The sequence below is a fragment of the Curtobacterium sp. MCBD17_021 genome (assembly GCF_003234525.1).
GTDB lineage: Bacteria > Actinomycetota > Actinomycetes > Actinomycetales > Microbacteriaceae > Curtobacterium.
The window spans coordinates 112846-136543 of sequence record NZ_QKTS01000005.1; the positions used below are offsets into that span (position 1 = coordinate 112846).

General features: G+C 72.6%; 15 protein-coding genes, 1 tRNA gene and 1 pseudogene. 7 read left to right on the forward strand and 10 right to left on the reverse strand.

Going from position 1 to position 23698, the window contains the following annotated elements; all coding sequences use genetic code 11:
• Positions 1-54 precede the first annotated feature (54 nt).
• Positions 55-1908: a S1C family serine protease gene (locus DEI83_RS16120; RefSeq protein WP_111081013.1), complete on the reverse strand. Its 1854-nt coding sequence runs from the start codon at positions 1906-1908 to the stop codon at positions 55-57.
• 216 nt (positions 1909-2124) lie between these two features.
• On the opposite strand from DEI83_RS16120, the gene DEI83_RS06715 reads away from it, so the two are divergent.
• Entirely contained in the window at positions 2125-3339 is a 1215-nt protein-coding gene (locus DEI83_RS06715) for an aminotransferase class I/II-fold pyridoxal phosphate-dependent enzyme (protein ID WP_111081014.1), read from the forward strand.
• On the opposite strand, the gene DEI83_RS06720 is transcribed toward DEI83_RS06715, so the two are convergent.
• Positions 3315-4130: a carbon-nitrogen hydrolase family protein gene (locus tag DEI83_RS06720; protein ID WP_111081015.1), complete on the reverse strand. Its 816-nt coding sequence runs from the start codon at positions 4128-4130 to the stop codon at positions 3315-3317. The two genes, DEI83_RS06715 and DEI83_RS06720, sit on opposite strands and share 25 nt — an antisense overlap.
• A 73-nt stretch (positions 4131-4203) precedes the next feature.
• Entirely contained in the window at positions 4204-4806 is a 603-nt protein-coding gene (locus DEI83_RS06725; protein WP_111081016.1) for a TetR family transcriptional regulator, read from the reverse strand.
• A gap of 98 nt (positions 4807-4904) precedes the next feature.
• Between DEI83_RS06725 and DEI83_RS06730 the strand changes: the two genes are divergently transcribed.
• On the forward strand, positions 4905-5846 hold the full coding sequence (locus DEI83_RS06730) for an aldo/keto reductase (RefSeq protein WP_111081085.1): 942 nt from the start codon (positions 4905-4907) through the stop codon (positions 5844-5846).
• A 62-nt stretch (positions 5847-5908) separates the two neighbouring features.
• Here DEI83_RS06730 and DEI83_RS06735 read toward each other — a convergent pair.
• From DEI83_RS06735 to DEI83_RS06745, 3 genes are all read right to left on the reverse strand, one after another.
• Positions 5909-5985: transfer RNA gene (locus DEI83_RS06735), tRNA-Met, on the reverse strand.
• Between the two features lie 63 nt (positions 5986-6048).
• On the reverse strand, positions 6049-9093 hold the full coding sequence (locus tag DEI83_RS06740) for a UPF0182 family protein (RefSeq protein WP_181431106.1): 3045 nt from the start codon (positions 9091-9093) through the stop codon (positions 6049-6051).
• A 193-nt stretch (positions 9094-9286) separates the two neighbouring features.
• The gene (locus tag DEI83_RS06745) at positions 9287-10396 is read right to left on the reverse strand and encodes a PDZ domain-containing protein (RefSeq protein WP_111081017.1); all 1110 of its coding nucleotides are present in this window, start codon (positions 10394-10396) and stop codon (positions 9287-9289) included.
• Positions 10397-10498: 102 nt separating this feature from the next.
• On the opposite strand from DEI83_RS06745, the gene DEI83_RS06750 reads away from it, so the two are divergent.
• Both DEI83_RS06750 and DEI83_RS16200 read left to right on the forward strand, forming a co-directional pair.
• The gene (locus tag DEI83_RS06750; RefSeq protein WP_111081018.1) at positions 10499-11938 is read left to right on the forward strand and encodes a zinc-dependent metalloprotease; all 1440 of its coding nucleotides are present in this window, start codon (positions 10499-10501) and stop codon (positions 11936-11938) included.
• Between the two features lie 438 nt (positions 11939-12376).
• Positions 12377-12823: pseudogene (locus DEI83_RS16200) on the forward strand (hypothetical protein); the annotation flags it as partial.
• Here DEI83_RS16200 and DEI83_RS06760 read toward each other — a convergent pair.
• Entirely contained in the window at positions 12816-14561 is a 1746-nt protein-coding gene (locus DEI83_RS06760) for an ATP-dependent helicase (protein ID WP_181431107.1), read from the reverse strand. The pseudogene DEI83_RS16200 and the gene DEI83_RS06760 overlap by 8 nt on opposite strands.
• Positions 14558-15493, reverse strand: coding sequence for an NAD(+) diphosphatase (nudC, locus tag DEI83_RS06765; protein WP_111081021.1), 936 nt, complete (start codon positions 15491-15493; stop codon positions 14558-14560). Before nudC ends, DEI83_RS06760 begins: the two co-directional genes overlap by 4 nt.
• An 81-nt stretch (positions 15494-15574) precedes the next feature.
• On the opposite strand from nudC, the gene DEI83_RS06770 reads away from it, so the two are divergent.
• Positions 15575-16573, forward strand: coding sequence for a phosphotransferase (locus DEI83_RS06770; RefSeq protein ID WP_111081087.1), 999 nt, complete (start codon positions 15575-15577; stop codon positions 16571-16573).
• 34 nt (positions 16574-16607) lie between these two features.
• Here DEI83_RS06770 and DEI83_RS06775 read toward each other — a convergent pair whose 3' ends face one another.
• Complete coding sequence (locus DEI83_RS06775; protein ID WP_258371086.1) at positions 16608-19886, reverse strand: ATP-dependent DNA helicase; 3279 nt, start codon at positions 19884-19886, stop codon at positions 16608-16610.
• On the reverse strand, positions 19883-23038 hold the full coding sequence (locus DEI83_RS06780) for a UrvD/REP family ATP-dependent DNA helicase (RefSeq protein ID WP_111081022.1): 3156 nt from the start codon (positions 23036-23038) through the stop codon (positions 19883-19885). Before DEI83_RS06780 ends, DEI83_RS06775 begins: the two co-directional genes overlap by 4 nt.
• 119 nt (positions 23039-23157) lie before the next feature.
• Between DEI83_RS06780 and DEI83_RS06785 the strand changes: the two genes are divergently transcribed.
• Both DEI83_RS06785 and DEI83_RS06790 read left to right on the forward strand, forming a co-directional pair.
• Entirely contained in the window at positions 23158-23382 is a 225-nt protein-coding gene (locus DEI83_RS06785; protein ID WP_111081023.1) for a DUF3107 domain-containing protein, read from the forward strand.
• Positions 23383-23392: 10 nt separating this feature from the next.
• Complete coding sequence (locus DEI83_RS06790; protein WP_111081024.1) at positions 23393-23689, forward strand: hypothetical protein; 297 nt, start codon at positions 23393-23395, stop codon at positions 23687-23689.
• Positions 23690-23698 lie beyond the last annotated feature (9 nt).

Below are 23698 nucleotides of genomic sequence, written 5' to 3' on the forward strand. Positions count from 1 at the left end.
GACGGGAGGCTCCCCACCACCTGGTGGGGAGCCTCCCGTCCGGAACGTGCCGGGTCAGTTCGAGCTGTCGTACGTGCCGAGTTCCACGTCCGCCGTGCGGGTCTGCCCGTCGCGGACGTAGGTGACCTTGGTCGTCGCGCCTCCGGCGTAGAAGCGGACCTGGGCGGTGAGGTCGGTCGCGTCGGCGATCGAGGCGTCGCCGAGCTTGGTCACGACGTCGCCCTTCTGCAGACCGGCCTCGGCGGCCGCGCCGCCCGAGGTCACCGACTTGATGAGCGCGCCGACCTGCGAGGCGTTCGCGTCCTCGGTTGCGTCACCGACCGACGCGCCGAGCAGACCGTGGGTGGCCTTGCCGTTCTCGACGATCTCGGTCGCGACGCGCTTGACCAGGTTCGACGGGATCGAGAAGCCCACGCCGATGCTGCCGGCCTGCGAGCTGGACGAGTCCGAGCTGCCGGCACTGGCGATCGCGACGTTGATCCCGATGAGCGCGCCCTTGTCGTCGAGGAGCGCACCACCCGAGTTGCCGGGGTTGATCGATGCGTCGGTCTGGATCACGGGCAGCGAGACGGTCGTGCTGGCCCCGGAGCTGCTGCCGTTGTCGCCGTTGCCCCAGAAGTCGAACGGGCCGTTGCCGTTGTTGCCCTGGCCCTCGTTCGTGTCGCCACCGGCGTTCGGGTCGCTCGACGTGACCTGGATGCTTCGGTTCAGGGTCGAGACGATGCCGTCCGTGACGGTGTTCGACAGGCCGAGCGGGGCGCCGATCGCGACCGCCGTGTCACCCACGTTGAGCTTCGACGAGTCGGCGAAGTCGATCGGGGTGAGGTCGGGCGCGTCGATCTTGATCACCGCGAGGTCCACCGTCGGGTCGGTGCCCACGAGCGTGCCCTTGTAGACCTTGCCGTTCGAGGTCGTCACCGAGATCGTGCCGTTCGCGCTGTCACCGTCGAGGGTCACCACGTGCGTGTTCGTGACGATGTACCCCTCCTTGTTCAGCACGACGCCCGATCCGGTGCCGGCCTCGCTGCTCGCGGAGACGTTGATCGTGACGACCGACGGGGTGGCCTTGGCGGCGACCGCGGTCACGACGGTGGCGGAGTCGTAGTCGTTCACGGTGAGGTTGCCGCCGCTCTGCGAGGTGCCCGAGCCGCCCACCACCGTGCCGCCGTCGGAGGCCGCACCGGCGGCCCAGCCGGCGCCGCCGCCGACGAGACCGGCGATCACCGCGGCCGCGACGAGCGGCAGGACGAGCCGGTTCTTCCCGGAGCGTTCACGTGTGGCGGTACCGGCCGACGCCGGGGCACCGCTGAAGTAGTGGCCGTTCGCACGCTGCTGGTCGGCTGCCTCGCCGAACGCGCTCGTCGCCGAGGTCGGACGCTGCTCGGAGGACCGGGCCGGAGCGGACGCGGCGGAGTACTCGCCGTACTGCGGGCGGTCCTGGCCGTACTGGCCCTGCCCGTACTGGCCGTACTGGCCGTACTCGCTCTGCTGGCCGTAATGGCCGTACTGGCCCTGGCCGTACTCGCTCTGCTGGCCGTACTGGCCCTGCTGGCCGTACTGGCCCTGGCCGTACTGGCTCTGCTGTCCGTACTGGCCCTGGCCGTACTGGTCCTGCCCGTACTGCGTGCCCTGGCCGTACTGGCCCTGCTGCGCGTACTGGCCGTACTGGCCGTACTCGGCGGTCGGCGCGGATCCACCGTCCGCGGTCGGGTACGGCGCGGTGGAGCGGTCGGTGCGGTGGTCCGAGGCGGCAGCGAACTGCTCGGTCTCCTGCGCCGGAGTCGTCCCCACCACGTCCGTGTCGTCGGCGCCGTGGTGCCCGTGACGGGCCCCGTTCGACTCGTCCGGACCGGTGGTCTCGTCGCGACGGTCGTCGTCGCCGTGCCCGTGGGGCGTGGTGTCGCTCATGCTGGACGTGCTCCTTCCAAAGCTCCTGCAGTCTTCCCCACCGACCTGGGCGGTCGTGATGGCGCAGCTGCGAGCTGACCAAGCCGATCGTATGCGTCAGCTGTGTGGAGGTTCCGGACGACTGTCCACCGGAGGCGACGGGAGGCGGACGCTAGGTTGGGTGCGACGCGCGCCGAGCCTCCCGGTCGGTGCCCGGGAGGCTGAGAGGGGTCGCACATGCGGCAGACCGGTCCGTGGCTCCGAGCCGCCGAAGGCGCCATGCTGCTCGGGCCCGACGGGGTGCCGGCACCCACCGTCTTCGCGGAGATGAGCGCGCTCGCCGCCGCGACGGGAGCGATCAACCTGGGACAGGGGTTCCCCGACGAGGACGGGCCGGCCGAGGTCCTCGAGGCTGCGGTCCAGGCCATCCGCGCCGGCGCCAACCAGTACCCGCCGGGCCGCGGGACACCGGACCTGCGCGCCGCCGTCGCCGAGCACCAGGCACGCTGGTACGGGCTCGACGTCGACCCGGACCGCGAGGTCCTCGTCACCGCCGGGGCCACCGAGGCTCTGGCAGCGACCCTGCTGGCCCTCGTGGAGCCGGGCGACGAGGTCGTGACGTTCGAGCCCTTCTACGACGCGTACGGGGCGCTCATCCGACTCACCGGCGCGGAGCACGTCACCGTCCCGCTTCGGGCGCCCGACTTCCTGCCCGACGAAGCGGACCTCCGCGCGGCGTTCTCGGACCGCACCCGGGTCGTCCTCGTGAACACCCCGCACAACCCGACCGGACGGGTGTTGCCGGTGGAGGTCCTCCGCACCGTCGTCGAGCTCGCCGAACGGCACGATGCCGTGATCGTCACCGACGAGGTCTACGAGCACCTGGCCTTCGCAGGGTCGCACGTCCCGCCCGCAGCGCTCCCGGGGGCACGGGACCGCACGGTGTCGATCTCGAGCGCCGGCAAGACCTTCAACACCACGGGGTGGAAGATCGGCTGGCTCACGGCTCCGGCCGCACTGGTCGAGGCCATCACGACGGTCAAGCAGTACCTGACCTTCGTCAACGGGGCGCCCTTCCAACCGGCCGTCGCGACCGGTCTGCGGCTGCCCGACGCGGTCTTCACCGGGATCGCCACCGAGCTCGGGGCGAAGCAGGAGATCCTGGCCACGGGGCTGGCCGAGGCGGGGTTCGGGGTGCTCCGCCCGGATGCGGGCTACTTCGTCATCGCGGACGCCGCCCCGCTCGGACACGACGACGCCCGAGCGCTCTGCCTCGAGCTGCCCCGACTGGCCGGCGTCGTCGGTGTCCCGGTGTCGGCCTTCGTCCGGCCCGAGCACGTCGCCGGGTACCGGTCACTGATCCGCTTCGCGTTCTGCAAACGACGGACGGTGCTCGAGGAGGCCGTGTCCCGTCTGGCGGGAGTCGCTCAGTCGCGGGGAACGACCGCGTAGCGACGCAGGGACAGCGACGGGTTCACCCCGCGCACCCGCCGCGTGACGGCCGTGTCGACGGTCACGACGAGCAGGCCGGGCTCCGCACCGAGTGCTGCCACCGCGGTGCCGCTCGGGTCGAGCGCCACCGAACCGCCGATCCCGGTCGGCGGTGCCTGCCCGACGCCGACCACCCAGACGGTGTTCTCGATCGCCCGAGCGGTCAACAGCGTCCGCCAGTGGTGCTCCTTGCCCGGACCGCGCACCCACTCGGCCGGGAGGACGACGACGTCCGCAGCACCGTCCTCGGCTGCGGCCAGGCGGCGGGTGACCTCCGGGAACCGCAGGTCGTAGCAGGTCTCGAGTCCGACCCGGACGCCGCCGACCTCGATGACGGGCAGCTGTGACGGGTCGCCCGGCTCGATGCGGTCGGACTCGCGCGAGCCGAAGGCGTCGTAGAGGTGCACCTTCCGGTACGTGCTCAGGAGTGAGCCGTCGGGAGCGACGGCCACGAGGGTGTTCCGGAACCGGTCGGGTGTCTCCCCCGTCTCGGCGACGCCGACGACGAGTGCGACCCCGGTGATGCGGGCGATGCGCCGGAGCCCGGTGACGAACGGACCGTCGAGCGGTTGGGCGGCTGCGACGAAGCGGTCGTCGATCTCCGGGGTGAAGTACGACGTGTACTCGGGCGTGACCAGCAGCTGGGCGCCCCGGGCCACGGCGTCCACCGCGGCTGCCCGGACGGTCTCGAGGTTGGCCGCGGTGTCGTCGACCGGAGCGAACTGCGCCGAGGCGATGGTCAGTGTCGTCACGGTGCCAGGCTAACCCGCCACGGCGTGCCGCCGTCGGGGTCCGGGCTCGTCCGGACCGGGCTCGTCCGGACCGTCACACGTCGAGGACGTCCAGGACGTCGAACGAGCGGCGCAGGATCTCGACGACGCCGTCGTCGTCACCCGTCGCCCAGGTCGTGACGGACACGTCGAAACACGCGAGCGCGGCCTGCACGATCGTCTGCGCACGGAGGTCGTGGTCCGGTCCGTCGATCCGCTCGACGACCAGCGGGGTCAGCACCTCGGCCCACGCGTGGTGCTTCTCCAGGTTCCGGGCACGCAGTGACGGGGTGCTCGTCATCACCCGGACGGAGCGGCGTCCCGTCTCCGGGTCGTCCCCGCCGTGTGCGAGCATCGCCGCGAAGGCCTCACGGAGCGCTGTCCAGACCGGTTCCTCCGTCGGACGGTCGCGGAAGGCCGCCGCGAGGGCCGCGCCGTGTCGTGCCGGGTCGCCGATGACCGCGTCCTCCTTCGCCGGGAAGTACCGGTGGAAGCTCCGCGCCGAGATCCCCGCCTCGGCGGCCACCTGCTCGACCGTCACGCGGTCGAAGCCGTCCGCGTCGAAGCGGGCGACGGCGACGGCGGCGATGCGCGCCCGGACCGCGTCACGAGCGACGTCCCGCAGGTTCGTGTGTGTCCCAACCGTCGTGTCGCTCATGTCCCGATCGTACCCCCGAGGCAGGCTCGGCCTAGCTTGACAGCCTATGACACTTCTGGCGTACAGTGCCGATCACCACGAACCGACAGGAGTACGACATGCAGCAACGCACACTCGGACGACAGGGACTCGTCGTCAGCGCGATCGGCTACGGCGCGATGGGCACGACGTTCGCGTACGGCCCCGGCGACGACACCGAGTCCATCGCCGCGATCCGGAACGCACACGAGCTGGGCGTCACCCACTTCGACACCGCCGAGCTCTACGGCTGGGGCACCGGCGAACGACTCCTCGGCACCGCGCTCGCACCGGTCCGCGACGAGGTCACGATCGCCACGAAGTTCGGCTTCACACCGGACACCTACGCCCCGAACTCGCAACTGGACCACGTCCGTCAGGTCGTGGACACGAGTCTGCGCAACCTGGGCACCGATTCGATCGACCTGCTCTACCAGCACGTGCACGACCCCCGGGTCCCGGTCGAGGACGTCGTCGGCGTCATGCAGGAGTTCGTCCACGCCGGCAAGGTGCGGTACCTCGGGCTGTCCAACACCGACGGGGAGAACATCCGCCGGGCTCACCAGGTGCACCCCATCTCGGTGCTGCAGACCGAGTACTCCGTCTTCGCCCGCGAGTCCGAGGACCTGTTCCCCGTCGTCGACGAACTCGGCATCGGTCTCGTGGCGTACTCACCGCTGGCACGCGGCTTCCTCAGCGGCGCCGTGCGACCCCGGAGCGCCTACGCGGACGACGACATCCGGCAGTGGCTGGAGTGGTGGGCACCGGAACACTGGGACGCCAACACGGCGGTCGTCGCGGGCCTGTCCGAACTGGCGGCGGAGAAGGGGATCACGCTCTCGCAGCTCGCCCTCGCGTGGATCCTCGCGCAGCGCGACGACGTCGTCCCGATCCCCGGATCACGGAACCCGCGGCGTGTCGCCGAGAACGTCGCCGCTGCGGACGTCGCGCTCACCCCGGAGGAACTCACGAGGATCGACGTCCTCGGCCGTGGCGTCCGCGGCGCGCGGGCGACCAGCTGAGGGCCCGCCCGCGAACGCGAAGAAGCCCCGGTCCGTGAGGACCGGGGCTTCTCGTGTCGCGTTGGTTGCGGGGGCAGGATTTGAACCTACGACCTCTGGGTTATGAGCCCAGCGAGCTACCGAACTGCTCCACCCCGCGGCACATGGAAAACACTACACGGGTTCGAGCGGGGTGCCAAATCGAGCACCCCGCCCGCCCGGATCAGCCGTCGGAACCGCTACCGCCCTGCGCTGCGATGGCGGCCTCGATGGCCTCCTGCAGTCGCTTGTCGGCCTCGGCCGCGGCGACCAGGTCGTTGTCGGCGTACGCCTGCTCACGAGCCCGGAGCGCCTCGTCGGCCTCGGACAGCGCCTGCTGCAGGTCCGGGCTCGCGCTGCCGGCGGACGAGCCGCCGGTCGCGCCGCCCGTGGCCCCGCCGGTCGAGCTGCCGCCCGTCGACGTGTCCGAACCGTCGTCGTCCGTCCCGGAGTCCGGCGTGCCCGCGGCGGCCTCGGAGTCACCCGCGGCAGCCCCGGAGTTGCCGCCGAAGAGCTCGTCGAGCGCCTGGTCGAGGGTGTCCTCGAAGGCGATCTTGTCGCCGAACGCCACGAGCACCTTCTGCAGCAGCGGGTACGACCCGCTCGACGTCGACTGCACGTACACCGGCTGCACGTAGAGGAACCCACCGCCGACCGGCAGCGTCAGCAGGTTGCCCTGCTTGACGGTGCTGTTGCCGCGCTTGAGGATGTTGAGCTCCTGCGAGACGGTCGGGTCCGAGTTGAACAGGTTCTGCACCTGCGACGGGCCGGGGATGCTGTCGGTCTTCGGGATCGTCAGCAGCGTGAGCTTGCCGTAGCCCTCGCCCTTCTTGCCCTCGCCGGCCCCGCTGGCGTCCGAACCGACGGCCAGGTACCCCGTCAGCACGTTCCGCGCGTTCGACGACGAGTTCTGCTTCGGGATGTAGGTGCTGTACAGCGAGTACGCCGTGCCCGCGCCCGGCACCTTCATCGTCAGGTAGTACGGGTCCTGCTGGTCCGGGTCGGTGGCGGTGGTCTGCGTCCCGAGCGCGTTCGTGGTGTTCGCGTTCGTCCCGGTGGTCGTGCCCGCCGAGTCGGCGTCCCCCGCGCTGGTCGAGGTCGAGGTCGGGTCGACCGGCGTCGTCCACGCGTCGTCGCCCGAGTAGAACGAGTTGGCGTTGGTGACGTGGTAGGTGCCGAGGATGCTCCGCTGGACCTTGAACAGGTCGGTCGGGTAGCGTACGTGGGCCAGCAGGTCGGCGCTCATCGCGGAGACCGGCTCGAGCGAGGTCGGGAAGACCTTCTGCCACGTCTTCAGCACCGGGTCCTTCGTGTCCCAGGCGTAGAGCGTGACCTTGCCCGTGTACGCGTCGACCGTGGCCTTGACCGAGTTCCGGATGTAGTTCACCTGGTCGGTCCGGAAGCTGCCGGAGTCGGTGCCGTTGATGCTGTCCGTCATGCTCTGGCTCTGCGAGTACGGGTACGCGTTGCTCGTCGTGTAGCCGTCGACGACCCACTGGATGCGGTTGTCGACGATCGCCGGGTAGGCGTCGCTGTCGAGCTTCAGGTACGGGGCGACCTTCTGGACACGCTGCACCGGGTCGCGGTCGTACAGGATCTGCGAGTCGGCGTTCACGGCGTTCGACAGCAGGATCTGCTCGGACTGGAACTTCGCCGCGTAGACCAGGCGGTTGAAGAAGTTCCCGATGGTGGGGCCGCCGTCCGCCGCGTACGTCGTGGTGGCGTTGCCGTCGTTGTCGTCCGAGCCCGACGGGTAGTCGAGTTCGACGTCCTTCGTGCCCTCGGGCGCACCGACGATCGAGTACGCCGGCGAGTTCTCGCCGAAGTACACGCGCGGCTGGTACTTGCCCAGGGCGTCACCGGACGGGATGCCCGACTCGATGAACACCGGCTTGCCGTCGGTCGCGCGCTGGTTGCCGTAGGCCGCGACGACGCCGTAGCCGTGCGTGTAGACGAAGGTCCGGTTGTACTGCGTGGCCGAGGCGCCGAGCCCGTCGAGGTCGATGTCGCGCACCGCCAGCACGGTGTCCTCGGTCTTGCCGTCCACCTGGTACCGGTCGACGTCGAGCTGGTCCGGGAACTTGTAGTACTGCCGGTACTGCTGGAGCTGGCTGTACGTGTCCGCGACGATCTTCGGGTCGATGATGCGGATGTTCGCGGTGGTCTGGGCGTCCTCGGACAGCGCGCCGGTCGTCGCCGTGGTGGTGGCGTCGTAGTCCTGCTCCTGCACGTCGGCCACGTTGTAGGCGTCGCGCGTGGCGTCGATGTTCCGCTGGATGAAGGCGGACTCGAACGACCGCTCGCTCGGGGCGACCTGCAGGCGCTGGACGATCCACGGGTAGATGCCGCCGATGACGATGGCGGACACCAGGAGCAGGCCGGTGCCGATGATGGACACGCGCCAACGGCCGATGACCGCCGTCACGATGAACAGGATCGCCACGATCGCCGCGATGCCCGCCATGATCTCGCGGCCCGGGATGGTGGCGTTCACCTCGGTGTACTGGGCACCGGTGATGAGCGAGTTGTCCTTGGTGAGCGCCGCGTACTGGTCGAGCCAGAGACTGGCGGCCTGCAGGGCGATGTACAGCCCGGCCGTGACGGCGAGCTGGATGCGCGCCGCCTTCGAGATGCGGACGTCGCGCCCGCCGAACCGGATCGCGCCGTACAGGTAGGTCGCGGCCAGGGCGGCGAGGCCGGCGATGAGCACGACCGCCGACGAGTAGGCCACGAGGGCGCGCCAGAACGGCAGCTCGAAGACGTAGAACCCGATGTCGAGCCCGAACTGCGGGTCGGTCTTGCCGAACGGCGTGCGGTTGAAGTACTCGAGGACCATGCTCCAGCGCGGTGCCGTGGCGAGCCCGGCGAAGACGCCGAGGACCGCGGGGATGCCGAGCATCACGACGCGACGGAGCGGCTCGATGACCTGCTGGTACCGGTCGAGCTGCGAGTTGAGCTTCGCGTAGACCGGACGGAACCGGAAGGCGAGCGCGATGCTCACCCAGACCGGGATCGCCATGCCCAGGAAGCCGGCGACGAACATGGCCGTCCCGGCGAGCCACCGGGTGGTCAGGACGCGCTCGAACCCGAGCTGCGCGAACCACGCGTAGTCGGTGTACAGGCTGGCGAAGATGAAGAAGCCGATCACCAGTGCGGCCAGCACGATGATCGTGACCACGATCGGGACACGCGGCGAGCGCCGTCCCGCGGTGGACGAGGTGTTCGTCACTTGTTGTGCTCCAGACGTGTCGGACCGGCGGCGCCGGCAGGCCGAGCCGTCAGTGCTGACGATCCTATTCGTCCTGACCGACAGTCAACCTGTGCCGCGTCTCAGGAACGCGCTCCGGGCCTCCCGTCCGTGCCGTGCGGCGCCCCGGCACGACGCCCTGGAGGCCCGTCCGCCGTCCGCCCCGCAGCCCCCGTCAGGCCGTGCAGCGCTCGAGACCGGCCGTGCTCCGGCCCGCCGCGATCGTCTCGAGGTCCGTCACCGCCTGGTCGAGGGTCGAGACCGCGTACACGTCGAGTCCGTCCGGAACGTGCCCGACGACCTCGTCGCAGTTCTCCTGCGGCGCGAGGAACACGGTCGCGCCCGCGGCCTGGGCCCCGTAGAGCTTCTGTCGGATGCCGCCGATCGGGCCGACGTCGCCGGCGGCGGTGATCGTGCCGGTGCCCGCGACGTGCTTCCCGCCGTTCAGCTCGCCCGGCGTGATCTCGTCGATGATCCCGAGGGCGAACATCATGCCGGCCGAGGGTCCGCCGACGTCCTGCAGCTCGATGTCGACGTCGAAGGGGAAGTCGTAGCGCTCGACCACGCCGACGCCGAGGAGCGCTGTGCCCTGCTCGGACCGGGGGGTGACCGAGAGCTCCCTGGTGGCTCCGTCGCGCTCGACCGTGACCGTGGCGGGCGAGCCGGTGCCGTGCCGCGCGACGAGCTCCCGGAGGGCCGTGGCGTCGGAGTTCGTCGTCAGCGAGGTGCCGTCGAACGCCGTGACGACGTCCCCGGTGCGGATGACCCCGTCGGCGGGCGACCCCTCCTGCACCGTGCCGACCTCGAGCTCGCTCGGGATCTCGAACCCCTGCTCGACGAGGGCCGCGGCGACGGCGGACTGCTGCGAGTTCGTCATGTCGGCGGCGTCCTGCTCGTTCACCTGCTCGGTCGTGCGCCCCGGCGGGTAGATCGCACTGGCGGGCACCACGGCCTGCGACTTCGTGAACAGTGCCCGGATGACACTCGTCCACGGCGGCCGCTCCGTCGCCGTGCCCTGCACGCTGACGGTGAGCATGTCGAGCGCGCCGGAGGTCGGGTAGGTGCGGTGCCCGTCGATCTGGATGAGCTCGACGTCCTTCGCGTCCTCGCCCGTCCCCTGCCGCTGCGTGCCGATCGTGTTGAACACCGGACCGGGCATCTCGATCACGTAGGGGCTCGGCAGCAGGCTCGCGACGACCGCCAGCACGAGGGCGCCGATGACGAAGGCCCAGCCGATGGTCCGTGATCGCGAGCGACGGCGTGGGGCGGGGGCGAAGAGGGTCACACGGGTCCTTCCGGGGGCTGTTCGCCCACGGCGCAGCCGGACGGGCGGATGCCCGGGCCGGTCCCAGGTCCGGGCCCGCGGGCAGCGGTTAGCGTAGTCGGCATGCCTGATGAACCGCAGCCGGGGCCGGACGACGACTTCCAGGAGATGCTCCGCAAGCTCCTCTCCGGCGAGGGCCAGATCGACCCGTCGCAGCTCGCCGGCGCCGCCGGCCTGCCGAACGACCCGGCCTTCGTCGCGAACCTGATGAGCCAGCTCCAGCGGGCCGCGCAGAACGGCGGCGACGGCATCGACTTCACCGTGACGGCCGAGCGCGCCGCCGCGATCGCCCGCGAGGGTGAACAGCCGCTCGACCCCGCCACCGCCCAGGCCGCAGCGCAGGCCTTCCAGGTCGCCGCGCTCTGGCTCGACGAGGTGACGACCGTCGCGGAGCTCACCTCGACGCCGAGCGTCTACACCCGCGAGCAGTGGGCGAAGGCGACGGCACCCGTGTGGTCGCAGATCGCCGAGCCCGTCGCGTCGAGCATCGCGACCGCCCTCACCGAGGCGATCGACCAGCGCGCGCCCGAGGAGCTGAAGCTCATGCTCGGCGACGTCTCGAAGGCCATGCGCGGGGTCGGTGGCGCGCTCTTCGCGATCCAGCTCGGCCAGGTCGTCGGACAGCTCGCGAAGGAGGTCGTGTCCGGCGGTGACGTCGGCGTGCCGCTCCTCGACGAGCAGGTCGCCGCGCTCGTGCCGCAGAACGTCGCCGAGTTCGCCGAGGGCCTGGACGTCCCCGCCGACGAGGTCCGGATCTACCTGGCCGTCCGCGAGCTCGCACACGCCCGGCTGTTCCGCTCGGCCCGCTGGCTGCGTCTGCACATCATCTCGTCGATCACGGAGTACGCGAAGGGCGTCCACATCCCGTTCGACCGCGTCGAGGAGTCGCTGTCCGGGATCGACCCGACCGACCAGGAGCAGCTGCGCGACGCACTGGCCTCCGGAGCGCTCATCCCGCCGCGGACGCCGGAGCAGGACGCCGCCCTCGCCCGACTCGAGACGATGCTCGCGCTCGTCGAGGGCTGGGTCGACACCGTCACGGCCGCCGCGACCGCCCGACTCCCCCGCTCCGGTGCGATCGCCGAGATGGTCCGGCGTCGCCGTGCCGCCGGCGGCCCCGCCGAGTCCGCCTTCGCGACACTGGTCGGCCTCGAGCTGCGGCCGCGTCGTCTGCGCGAGGCGGCGGCGATGTGGCAGCGGGTCACCGACGAGCTCGGCGCCGGGGAGCGCGACGCGCTCTGGGCCGCGTTCGACCTGGTGCCCGGCTCCGACGACATCGACGCCCCGGAGGCCCTGGTCGCCCGACTCCGCGACCCGTCGCAGACGCCGGAGGACGACGCGTTCGACCGCGCGCTCGAGGACCTGCTCAACGACGCGACCGACGACCGCCCGCACGAGGACGAGGACGGCGGCATCGACGGCTCCGGCAGTGGCCCGACGGACGGGTCCGCCGACCGTGGTCCTGGCGACGGTGGCCCCACCGACGGCGGTCCGCGGCACTAGTCGTCCACGCCGGTGGTGTGGCCGGGAGGTGCGACCCGCCTCCTGTCCACACCGCCCGACCCAGCCGGCTTGTCCACAGATCGGCCGTCTCCGTACCACCTCCGGCGCCGGATGCACCAGCGTTGACCCATGGGCATCCGCATCGATCCGGCCCTCGAGTTCGTCTGGCGCGATCCCTGCACCGTCCAGCTCGGGGTCGACCCGCCGCGCGCCGTGGTGCCGGTCCCGACGACGGCCGAGGAACGCTTCCTGTGCGCACTCCGCCGTGAGACCGGTCGGGACGCCATGTCGGGCGTCGCCCAGAGCGTCGGGTGTGCGCCGGCGGTCGCCGCCCGGCTGCTCGGTGACGCGGCCCCCGCCGTGGTCGACATCCGCCCGGAACCGACCGCCCGGGTCGAGGTCTCCGGCACCGGTCCGCTCGCGCAGGAACTCGACCGGATGCTCACCGGTGACGGGGTGACGGTCGTCCGGACGTCCGCTCCTCGGGGCGGTCCGGTGCCCGAGCCCGAGCCGCCGCCGGTGCTCGCCGTCCTCGTGGCCGACCACGTGACGGACCCGGCGGTCCGCGCCGCGTGGTGTCGCCGGTCGGTGCCGCACCTGCCGGTGGTGGTGGGCGACGGCCGGGTCCGCGTCGGTCCGTTCCTCGTGCCGGGCGCGGGGCCGTGCCTCCAGTGCGTCGAGCTCGAACGCACCGACGCCGATCCGGCCTGGCCGGCGATCGCCGCACAGGTGTGGGGCCGACCGGCGGCCGCGCTGTCGCCCTACCGTGCGGCGACGATCGCCACGACGGTGACCCGTCTGGTGCTCGAGCGCCTCCCCCTCGTGGCGCAGTACCCGGACGCGCAGCAGCTGCTGGTCGACCGGACGGACCTGTCGGTCACGGTCCGGCGGGTCGCTCCGCATCCGCGGTGTGCGTGCCGAGGGCTGCCAGGAACCGGCTCGCCACCCGGGCCCCGCCCCGTGTGGAGCCCTGCGCGGACCACGTCATGGTCAGGGAACGACGGGCGCGGGTGATGCCGACGTAGAACAGCCGTCGTTCCTCGTCGATGCCCTCGTCGGTCGTCGCGTACGAGATCGGGAGCAGCCCCTCGGCGACGCCGGCCAGCACCACGTGCGGCCACTCCAGGCCCTTCGACGAGTGCAGCGTCGCGAGGGTGACGGCGTCGAGTTCCGGCTCGTGGTGGGTCGCGGCACGGTCCACCAGGTCGGCCGTGAACTGTTGCATGGTCGTCCCGGCCGGCGCGGCCTCGGCCAGCTGCATGATCGCCTGCAGCGCCTCCCACTGCTCGCGGACGGCGCCGGTGCCCTCCGGAGCGGTGCGGGTCCAGCCGCTGATCTGCAACACGAGCTCCACCCGGCGCAGGAGCCCGTCGTCCGTCTGCCGGACCGCCTCCCCGCGCATGTGGTGGACGGCGAGCTTGACCTCGGGTCGGTCGAAGAAGCGCTTGCCGCCCTGCACCCGGTACGGGATCCCGGTGCGGCCGAGCGCCGACTCGATCGCAGCGGACTGCGCACCGACACGGAACAGCACGGCGCAGTCACCGTACGCGGCTCCGCCGTCGACGAGTTCCGTGATCCGCCTGGCGATCATGGCGGCCTCGTCACCGTCGTGCGCGCACGCCAGCACGGTCGGGTCCGGACCCGACTCGGCCTGCTGCGCGACGAGGTCGAGCGCGCCCGGCTGCCCGCGCATCAGGGCGTTGGCGGCGTGCACGACCTCGCGCGTCGAGCGGTAGTTGCGTTCGAGCCGGAGCACTGACGCACGCGGGAACTCGGAGCCGAACCCGAGCAGGTAGCGGCTGGACGCGCCGGTGAACGAGTAGATCGTCTGGCTGGCGTCGCCGACCACGCACAGGTCGTCCCGGCCGCCGAGCCAGGCGCGGAGCAGGTCGTGCTGCACGGGCGAGACGTCCTGGTACTCGTCCACCACGAAGAACCGGTACTGCTGCCGCACGTACGAGGCCACCCGGGGCTCGGACTCGACCATGCCGAGGGTCGCGAGGAGCACGTCCTCGAAGTCCATCTGCCGACGGTCGTCCTTCAGCCGCTCGTACGCGCGCATGAGGTCGACCACCCGGGACGGCGAGGTGTCGCGCGGCATCGTCCGTCCGGTCGCAGCGGACTCGTACTCGTCGTAGGTCAGGCGCTGCACCTTCCGCCACTCGACCTCGCCCGCCAGGTCGCGGAGCGTCGGGGTGTCGACCCGCAGGCCGATGGTGTCCGCGGCGTGCGCGATCATCCGGCCCTTCGACTCCACCAGCCCCGGGGCGTGCCCGCCGACGGTGTCCGGCCAAAAGTACCCCAGCTGGGACATCGCCGCGGCGTGGAACGTCCTGGCCTGCACCGCGCCGGCGCCGAGGGCACGCAGCCGGGACCGCAGCTCACCGGCCGCCCGCGTGGTGAAGGTCAGCGCGAGGACGTGGTTCGGCGAGTAGGTGCCGGTCGCGACGCCGTAGGCGATGCGGTGCGTGATCGCACGGGTCTTGCCGGTCCCCGCGCCGGCCAGGACGGCGACCGGACCGAGGAGCGTCCGGGCGACCGTCCGCTGCTCGGCGTCGAGCGCGGCGAGCAGGGCGTCGGGCGACGGGGTCGCCGGGTCGACGGCACCGGGTGCGCCGGTCACGGCAGGTCGAGCGGCCCGCCGTACCACTCCTCGATGATGACGCGGGCGATCGAGGTCCGGCCGGGCAGCAGGACGGTGTCACCGGCGTGCTCGCGGATCTCGTCGCGCGAGAACCAGCGGACGTCGATGATCTCCACGCCGTCCGGACGCGCGGTGGAGGGGTCGCCGTCGACGGCACGGGCGCGGAACCCGACCATCAGGGACGCCGGGAACGGCCACGGCTGCGACCCGAGGTACTCGGGCTCCTCGATGGCGACACCGGCCTCCTCGAAGACCTCGCGTCGGACGGCGTCCTCGAGGGACTCCCCCGGCTCGACGAACCCGGCGAGGAGCGAGTAGCGGTTCGTGTCCCACGCGGCGTTCGAGCCGAGCAGGATGCGGTCCTGGCCGTCCGTGATGCCGACGATGACCGCCGCGTCGGTGCGCGGGAAGTGCTGGTGGCCCTCGGGGTCGCGGCGGACCCACCCGCCGACGGTCGACTCGGTCGCCGAGCCGGTCCGCGGCGAGAACCCGTGCACGGCGTGCCAGTTCGCCATCGCGACGGCCTCGACCGCGAGCCCCTGGTCGCGGGCGGACAGTTCGGTGCCGAACATGCGGAGGTTCTCCCACGCCGCGGTGTCCGGTTCGATGCGGGCAGCGGCGTCGTCGTCGACGAGCGCGGCGACGAAGCGGGTGCCGGCCGGAGCGTCCGCGGCGTCGGCGATCGCCCGTCCGAGGTAGAGCAGCGTGGCGTCGTCGGGCACCTGCCCGGCGTCGACGAAGCGGAGCGTGCCGTCGCCGTTCCGGAGCATCGCACCACCGTGGACGGGCAGGAACCGGGTCGCCGGGTCGTCGCGCAGCACGCGGTCGAGGTCCGGCGTCGACCGGTACTCCGCGTCGCGGTCGAGCTCGTTGCGGGCGAGCGGCAGCCGGGCGGCGAACTCCACGGTCACACGGATCTCCTCGTGGTCGACACGTCCCGGGTCAGCGTGGCGCGCACCGATCGGATGCGCCGCGGACCTACCCTGATGGGCATGGCGGGATCGCAGTTCACTCTAGCCGCGTTGGCGACGACGGCCGTGCCCGGGCTCGTCCTGACCGGGACGCGCACGCTCGGCTCGGTGGCCGCCGGTGACTACGAGTCGGCGGTCGTCCGCGACGACGAGGGCCGGAGCTCGGCCATCCGCCGACCCCGGAACCAGCGCGCCGAGGCGCGTCAGTCCGCCGACCTCGTCGCGATCCGGGCCCTCAGCGCCGGGATCCGCACGCGCCTCCCGTTCGCCGTCCCGGAGTACCGCGGTCAGGCGCCGATCGGCTCGACCCGCGCGATCCTGACCTCGTACGTCGAGGGTGAGCACCCCGCGCTCCGTGACCTGACCGACCGCCCGGAGCTGGCCACCAGCGTCGGTCGCGCGGTCGCCGCACTCCACGTCCTGCCGACGAGCTTCGTCACGGACGCCGGCCTGCCCTCGTTGACGCCCTTCGAGGTGCTCCGCTCCGCCGTGTCCGTCATGGACCGCGCGGTCGCGACGAAGCTCGTGCCGACCGCGTTGCAGCAGCGGTGGGAGGGCGCCGCCCGCGACCAGCAGCTCTGGCAGTTCACCCCCACCGTCGTGCACGGCTCGCTCGGCGTCGACTCGCTGCTCGTGCAGGGCGACGAGGTCACCGGTGTGCTCGGCTGGGGCGAACTCCGCCTCGGCGACCCGGCGAAGGACCTCGCCTGGGTGCTCGCCGGCCGTCGTGCGGCCTTCGACACCGTCCTCAGCGCCTACACCGCCGGTGGCGGCGGCCGTGACCGCCAGCTCGGCCAGCGCGCCCGCGTGCACCACGAACTCGAGACCGCGCAGTGGCTCCTGCACGGCGTGCAGGTGAAGAGCACCGAGGTCGTCGACGACGCGGTCGCGATGATGCACCGCCTCGCCGAAGCGGTGCACGCCCCCACCGCCGCTCCCCTGCAGGCGGTGTCGCCGGAGACCATGGAGATCGGCGAGGTCGAGCAGCTCCTGTCCTCCACCGAACGCCGGCACGGCTGACAGGGCCTCGTCGGGCCCGGACGCTCGGCGCGGTTCAGCCGATCGCCTCGCGCCAGGCGCGCTCCAGCCCGGCACGGTCGAGCAGTGACGTCGGTCGGACCTCGAGGTCATCCGCGACGAAGTAGAACACCGCGTCGACGTCCTCGATCGGACGCCCGGTGAACTCGGCGTACGCGACCCGGTAGAGCGCGAGCTGCAACTGCCGACGATCGAGGTCGTCCGCTCCGATCGGGGCCCCGCCGGTCTTCCAGTCGACGACCTCGATGCGACCGTCGATCTCGTACACGGCGTCGAGCTTGCACACGACGCTGTGCCCGAGGAACGGGATGTGGATCTCCCGCTCGACCTCGAGGGGGGTCAGGCCGGCCCACCGCGAACGGGCGAAGGTGTCCTGGAAGGCGGCCAGGCGCCGGGCGTCGTCGTCGGTCACCGCGAGGTCGCCGTCGACGGCGGGCGCGGTCTCGCCGAGGTCGAGGTCGAGCTCGCCGTCCCACGCGTCGAGACCGCCGTCCCACCCACCGAGCGGCGCCACGGCACCTCCACCACGAGCACGCTGCTCGACCCACTGGTGGAACAGCGTGCCGAGGCGGGTCGCACGGTAGGGCCGCTCCGGCATCGGGCGGCGCAACCGCTCCGCGACCCGGTCGGGCTCACCGAGGTAGTCCTTGAACCCGGACGCCGGCACGCGGTGCGGGACGGCCACCGCGTGCGTGGCCGATCGCGACGCCCGTCGTTCCGCGAGCAACAGGTCGATGTCGGCGGCGTGGCGACCGGCGGCTCCGGGGTTGGCGTTGCGCACGCGCTCGGCGGCCGCGAGCACCCGTGGCCCCCGCGAGCCGAACGGCACGTGGGGCCAGGTCTGCGACGCCCCCTGGTCGCCGAGCGGGTTCGACTCGTGCGCGGAGCCCTCCGGGATCCGGTCGGCCGGCAGCACCCCGGCGTCGACGAGGTCGTGCAGGTACCGGCTCGGAGCCGTGGGCTTCACGCCCGTCGACCATGACGACCCGGTCACGAGCAGCTCGTGCTTGGCGCGGGTGAGTGCGACGTACGTCAACCGACGCTCCTCGTCCTCGTTCCTCGCCTTGACCTCGTCCTTGAACGCGTCGATCGCGTCGACGACGTCCTTCTGGGTCTCCTGCCCGCGCCAGGCGAGGCGCGGCAGCTCCTCGGCGTCACCGCGGAACTCGTACGGCAGACGGCCGAAGCCGAGCCATCCCGTCGAGCCCTCCTGCGGACGCGCCGGCAGGGCGCCCTCCACCATCCGGGGCACGGCGACGGCGTCCCACTCCAGGCCCTTCGACCCGTGGATCGTCAGGATCTGGACCGTGCCGCCCTCGGGCTCCTCGGACCGCGGGCCCATGTCGTCACGACGAGCAGCCGCGTCGATCCAACCGAGGAACGCGCCGAGGTCGGCGCGGTCGTCCGTCTGCACGAACCCGCTCAGCTCGTCGACGAAGGCGTCGAGGTACGCCGAGCCGCCCTGCTCGTGTGCGGCGACCTCGATGTCGAGCCGCATCTCCTGCACGACGAGGGTGACGAAGTCGACCAGGTCACCGCCGGCCCGCGCGCGGAGCGAGGCCAGCTGGGCACCGAGGGCACGCATCCGCTCGCGACCGGTCGGGCTGATGTCGGCCAGCGCGGAGTGGTCGTCCGGGGCGGTCGTGACGAAGTCGAGGGCGTCGACCACGGAGCCCTGCTCCCCCGCGGCGACGGAGGCCCGGAACGCCGCCGTGACGTCGTCGTCGAGGCGCCGGTGCGTGTGGTCGCGCCCGAACAACCAGCGGGCGAGGCCGTGCAGGGCGACGACGTCCGCGGCGCCGACCCGCCACCGGGCCCCGGCGAGCAACCGGATGAGGTCGTTGCCGGCGGCCGGGTCGTGGAGCACGCGGAGGCACGCGACCAGGTCGACGATCTCCGGCCGCTGCAGCAGTCCGCCGGTGCCGAGCACGTGGTACGGCACCGTCCGGGCCGCGAGGGCCGCGGTGAACGCCGCCAGGTCCTTCCGCGCGCGCAGCAGGAGCGCCATCGACCCACCGGGGTTCCGTGCGCGGTGGTCCGCGAACCAGGCGGCGACCGCATCGGCCTCTTCCGGCAGGGTCTCCGGGAAGACGACGGCGACGGTGCCGCGGTCGGCTCCCGGCCGGGGTGCGAGCTGCTCGACCCGGACCTCGGACGCGGCCGAGAGCGGGTGCACGACCGCGTTCGCGGCGGCGAGCACGTCGACGGGGTTCCGCCAACTCGTCGACAGGGCGTACGTCACGACGGGTCCGGCCGCCGACTCGCCGAAGTCCGCCGGGAAGCGGGCGAGGTTCGCGGCGCTCGCACCGCGGAACCCGTAGATGGACTGGTGCGGGTCCCCGACCGCCATCACCGGGTGGTCCCGGAACAGCCGGGCGAGGAACCGCGTCTGCACGACCGAGGTGTCCTGGTACTCGTCGAGGAGCACCACCGCGAAGCGTGCGCGCAGGTCGGTGGCCACCCGGGGGGCTGCGTCGGCCGCGGCGAGCGCCAGGGCGATCTGGTCGGAGAACTCGACGAAGCCGCGGTCCACCTTCTGCCGGCGGAACTCCTCCACGAGGTCGGCGAGCGGCTCGAGCGACCCGATCGCGGCGACGGCGTCGGTGACGGCCCGGTACGGCGTGCCCCGGCTCGACCCGGGCAGTTCCAGCAGCTCCCCGAAGTCGATGGCGAAGCGTCGGAGGTCCGCCGGGTCGACGAGGTGCTCGGACGCGGCCCCGGCGAGCGCGACGACCGCCGCGGTGATGGTGTCGACGTTCCGGTCGAGGCCGGCCAGGCGGTCGTCCCGCGCGGCGACGACCACCCGGCGGGCGAGCTGCCAGGCGGAGGGTTCGGTGAGCACCTGGGACTCGCCGTCCCGGCCGACGAGCAGGGCGTTCTCGCGGAACACGGCGTTGGCGAACGCGTTGTACGTCGACACCGTCGGCGCGAGGAAGGCGTCGCCGGTCGGGATGAGTCCGGCGTCCTCGAGCGCGGCGATCCGGTCGTTGATGCGGACGCCGAGCTCACCCGCCGCCTTGCGGGTGAAGGTCAGACCGAGCACCTGGTCCGGCTGGACGTACCCGTTCGCGAGCAGCCAGACGACCCGGGAGGCCATCGTCTCGGTCTTTCCGCTGCCGGCCCCCGCGACGACGAGGGCGGGCGCGAGCGGTGACTCGATGACCGCGCGCTGCTGCTCGGTCGGTCGGGGCTTGCCGAGCGCGTCGGCGATCGCGTCGGCACCGACCCGCGGGAGCCGCTCCAGGGCGCTGTCGGTCGCGGGACCGTCCAGCGCCGTCGTCTCCTCCGCGCTCACCAGGTCACCTCGCCCACCACGTGGATCCGGCACTCGCTACCCGTCCGGGCGCGGTCGCAGTGGTCGTCGACGTTCGCCAGGAACGTCCGCCCCGCCATGCCGCGGGCGACGTCGTGCAACCGCTCGCGGTACGCCTCGCGGGACTCCGGGTCGAGTGCCCGTTGCGTCCGCTCGGAGTAGGCGTGCACGCCCTTCGGGTTCTGCACGAACACGAGCCGCGCGTCGGTGGTCTCCGAGCCCGCAGGGACGCCCTCGACCGCACCGTCGGCGACGGCGAGCTGGTAGGCGGCGAGCTGCGGGTGCCCCGGCATGTCGTTCTTCTCGCTCGGCATGGAACGTCCGGTCTTGAGGTCGACGATGCTGATCCGGCCGTCCGGGTCGACCTCGATGCGGTCGATGCTCCCCCGCACCCGGGCCGGGCCGGTCACGAGCGCGAACGACGACTCCGCGCCGAGCAGACGACGCCCCGCGCTCGCGAAGGTCCGCAGGTAGTCGCTGAGGCCCTCGATCATCCGCCGGGTCCGGGCGCGCTCGCGGTCGGCGATCCACGGCGACTCGAACGTCAGCTCGTCCCACCGGTCCTCGACGCGCTGCCACAGCGACTCGACGTCGACGTCGGTCGCGTGCTCCATGGCCTCGTGCACGATCGTCCCGATGCCCATCGCCGGGCTCGGGGCACCGCCGCCGAACGTCTGCGCGAACCAGTGCACCGGGCACTCCTCGAAGGTGCCGATGCGCGACGGCGACACCGACACGGTCGGCGGGACCGGCTCGTCGCCGCCGTCGGGCACGACCGGCTCGGCGTCCAGGTCGACGAGCGGCGCATCCGTCGTGGGCTCGGCCAGGCCGTACCAGTCGTCGGGCGACGCGCCGGGGACGTCCTCGGCGGCGAGTCGTGCGAGCGCCGAGGCGGCCTCGGAGTCGCCCGTGGCGACCACGCGGCGGCGCAGTGACCCGGCCAGTCCGCGCAGCGAGAGCGGGTGCGCCGACGGCTGCCGGTCGGGCGGAACCGGCACGAGCCGGACGAACGGTGACGGCGACTCGTCGTCGTTCGCCACGGTCGCGATGACGACCTGGGTCGTCGCCCGGGACACGGCACGGGCGAACAACCGCAGCTCGTCCCCGATGACCGCCGCCCGGTCGTCCGTCGGCGAGTGCGGGATCCCGGCGGCGGCACGGACCAACCCGTCCGGGTCGAGCAGGCTGCCGCGCACGCGGGTGTTCGGCCAGACACCGTCCTGGAGGCCCGTCACCACGACGACGTCGCACTCCAGTCCGACGGTGGCCGAGGGGGTCAGCACCCGGACGCGCCCGGCGGTCCGGTCCGGCCCGATCGAGTCCTCGGGGAGGTCGGCACCGAGGAGGTCGTCGATGAACACGCGCGCCGGGGCGTCCGGCGTCCGCTCGACGAAGCGCTTGGCGGCGGTGAAGAGCCCCACCACGGCGTCGAGGTGACGGTCCGCCTCGGCAGCACCGACACCGCCGGCGACCGACTGCGACCGCCAGACACCGGCGAGGCCGCTGCGTTCCCACAGCCCCCAGAGGATCTCCTCGATGCTCGCGCCGGTCTCGGCGTCGTGACGGGCAGTCACGAAGCTCGTCGCCAGCCGCGCGGCCCGTCGGGCGAAGGCGGCGTCGATCGTCGCGAGCCGTTCCGGGGCGCCGAGGGCATCGACGAGGAGCTCGTCGGCCGTGCGGGTCCCGCCACCGGCCAGCTCCTCGCGCCGGAGCGCCAGACGGAGTCGGCGGATCGCCAGGGTGTCGAGCCCACCGAGCGGCCCCGTCGCGAAGGACGTCGCGAGTGCGGCGTCGAGCGGCACCACGCCGAGTGCGACGGCGGCCGCGTCGACGAGCGCCCGGGAGGCCGTCTCGTCGCGGGGACGGGTGGGCGCGGCGCCGGCGGTCGCGGGGACCTCGGCGACCGAGAGCGCCCGGACGAGTTCCGGGATCGCGGCGCCGCTGCGGGTGACGACGACCATCCGGTGCCACGGCACCCCGTCGAGCAGCCGGTGTTCGCGGAGACGTCTCGCCACCGCGGCCACCATCGCGGAACGGCTGGGGGCTTCCAGGTGCAGGACGGCGTCGGAGCGGCCACGGGCCTCCCGCGATGCGGCAGCGCGTTGCCGACCGGCGGCCGCGGTGCCGATGCGCCCCGTGACGCCGGTGACGAGGGACCGGATCGGGGCCGCGTGCCGGTGCACCGTGCCGAGCACGATCTCCTGCACGTGCTCGACGCCGAGGCGTGGACCGAGCCGTCCGAGCACGTCGGGGACCCCACCGCGGAAGGCGGATGCGGCGATGTCCGGGTCCCCGAACGCCACGACCTGCACACCGGAGCGGGCGAGCGCACCGAGCAGGGCGATCTCGCCCTCGACGAGTTCCTGGACGTCGTCGACGACCACCAGGCGCAGTGCGGCCACCGCGGGCGGGAGGTCGCCGCGGAGCACCGCGGCGGTCGCGAAGGCCACGAGTTCGGCGGCGTCGAGGTTCGTCGCACGGAACGCGGTCACGGTGGCGCGGTACTCGTCGACGAGGTCGCCCACCGCACGCCACTCGGGGTGGCCCGTCTCGTCGCCGAGCTCGCGCATGTCGTCGGGTTCGATGCCGGCGGCGACCGCCCGCATCATGAGGTCGCGGAGGGCCGTGCGGAAGCCGGCGCGCTCCCGCACCACCGCGGTGATCGGGGCCGGCCAGTCCGGGCCGGTGCCGTCGAGTTCGTGGCCGGCGAGGAGGTCGGCGAGGATGCGGTCCTGCTCACCACCGGTCAGGAGGGTCGGTGCCTCCTGCCCCTGCACGGTCGCCGCGTGCGCCACGACCTGGAAGGCCAGGGAGTTCACGGTGCGGGCGAGCGCTCCCGGCGTGACCCGGTCCACCGCGGCGGCGAGCCGGTCGCGGAGGGCGGTGGCGGCCACGCGCGCCGAGGTCAGCGCCAGGACGGTCGCGTTGCCCGCGGCGTCGACGGCGTCGGGACGGGCGAAGCGGTCGGCCACCAGACGCGTCAGCGTGCTCGTCTTGCCCGTGCCCGGGGCACCGGACACCGCCGCGTGCACCCCGTCCGGCAGTGCCAGGACGGCCTGCTGGCCGGGGTCCGCCACGAGCGCGCGCGTGACCGTGCCGAGGTCCGGAGCGGGCGTCAGGGTGGTCGGTGGCACGGTCGTACGGTACCGAGCGCGGCCGACATCCCGTGCCGCCCGCGCCGGCTGCCGGGCGGGGTGTGCGCCCGCGGCGAACGAGCCGGGCAGGCAGGGGGCGCTCGACTACGCTGAGCTTCGTGGACATCAAGATCGGCATCATCAACAGCCCGCGTGAGATCGGTTTCGAGACGGCGCAGTCCGCCGACGAGATCGAGACCGCCGTCTCCGAGGCCCTCGCCTCCCAGGCGACGCACCTGTCACTCAAGGACGACAAGGGCCGCCGGTTCATCGTGCCGGTCGCTGCTCTCGCGTACGTCGAGGTGGGCTCGGAAGAGTCGCGCCGCATCGGCTTCGTCGCCTGACGCTCCTGGCGTGGAGCTCCTCTTCGCCGTCCTCGGCGGGATCCTGCTCGGGGCCGTCGCCCACGTGGTCGTGCCGTGGCGCAGGACCCGTGGCGTCGTGGTCGGCCCGGTGGTCGGCGGCATCGTCGCGGCCGTGCTGTGGGAGGCGCTGACCTGGGCCGGGTGGCCGTACGACGGCACCTGGATCTGGGTCGTCGCCCTGCTCGGTGCCGCCGCGGTCGCCCTGGTGGTCGAGGTCGTCCTCGGCCGCCGTCGCACCGCCGCCGACCAGGCGCACTACGAGCGTTCGGTCAAGCAGGGCGTCTGACGCCCGCTG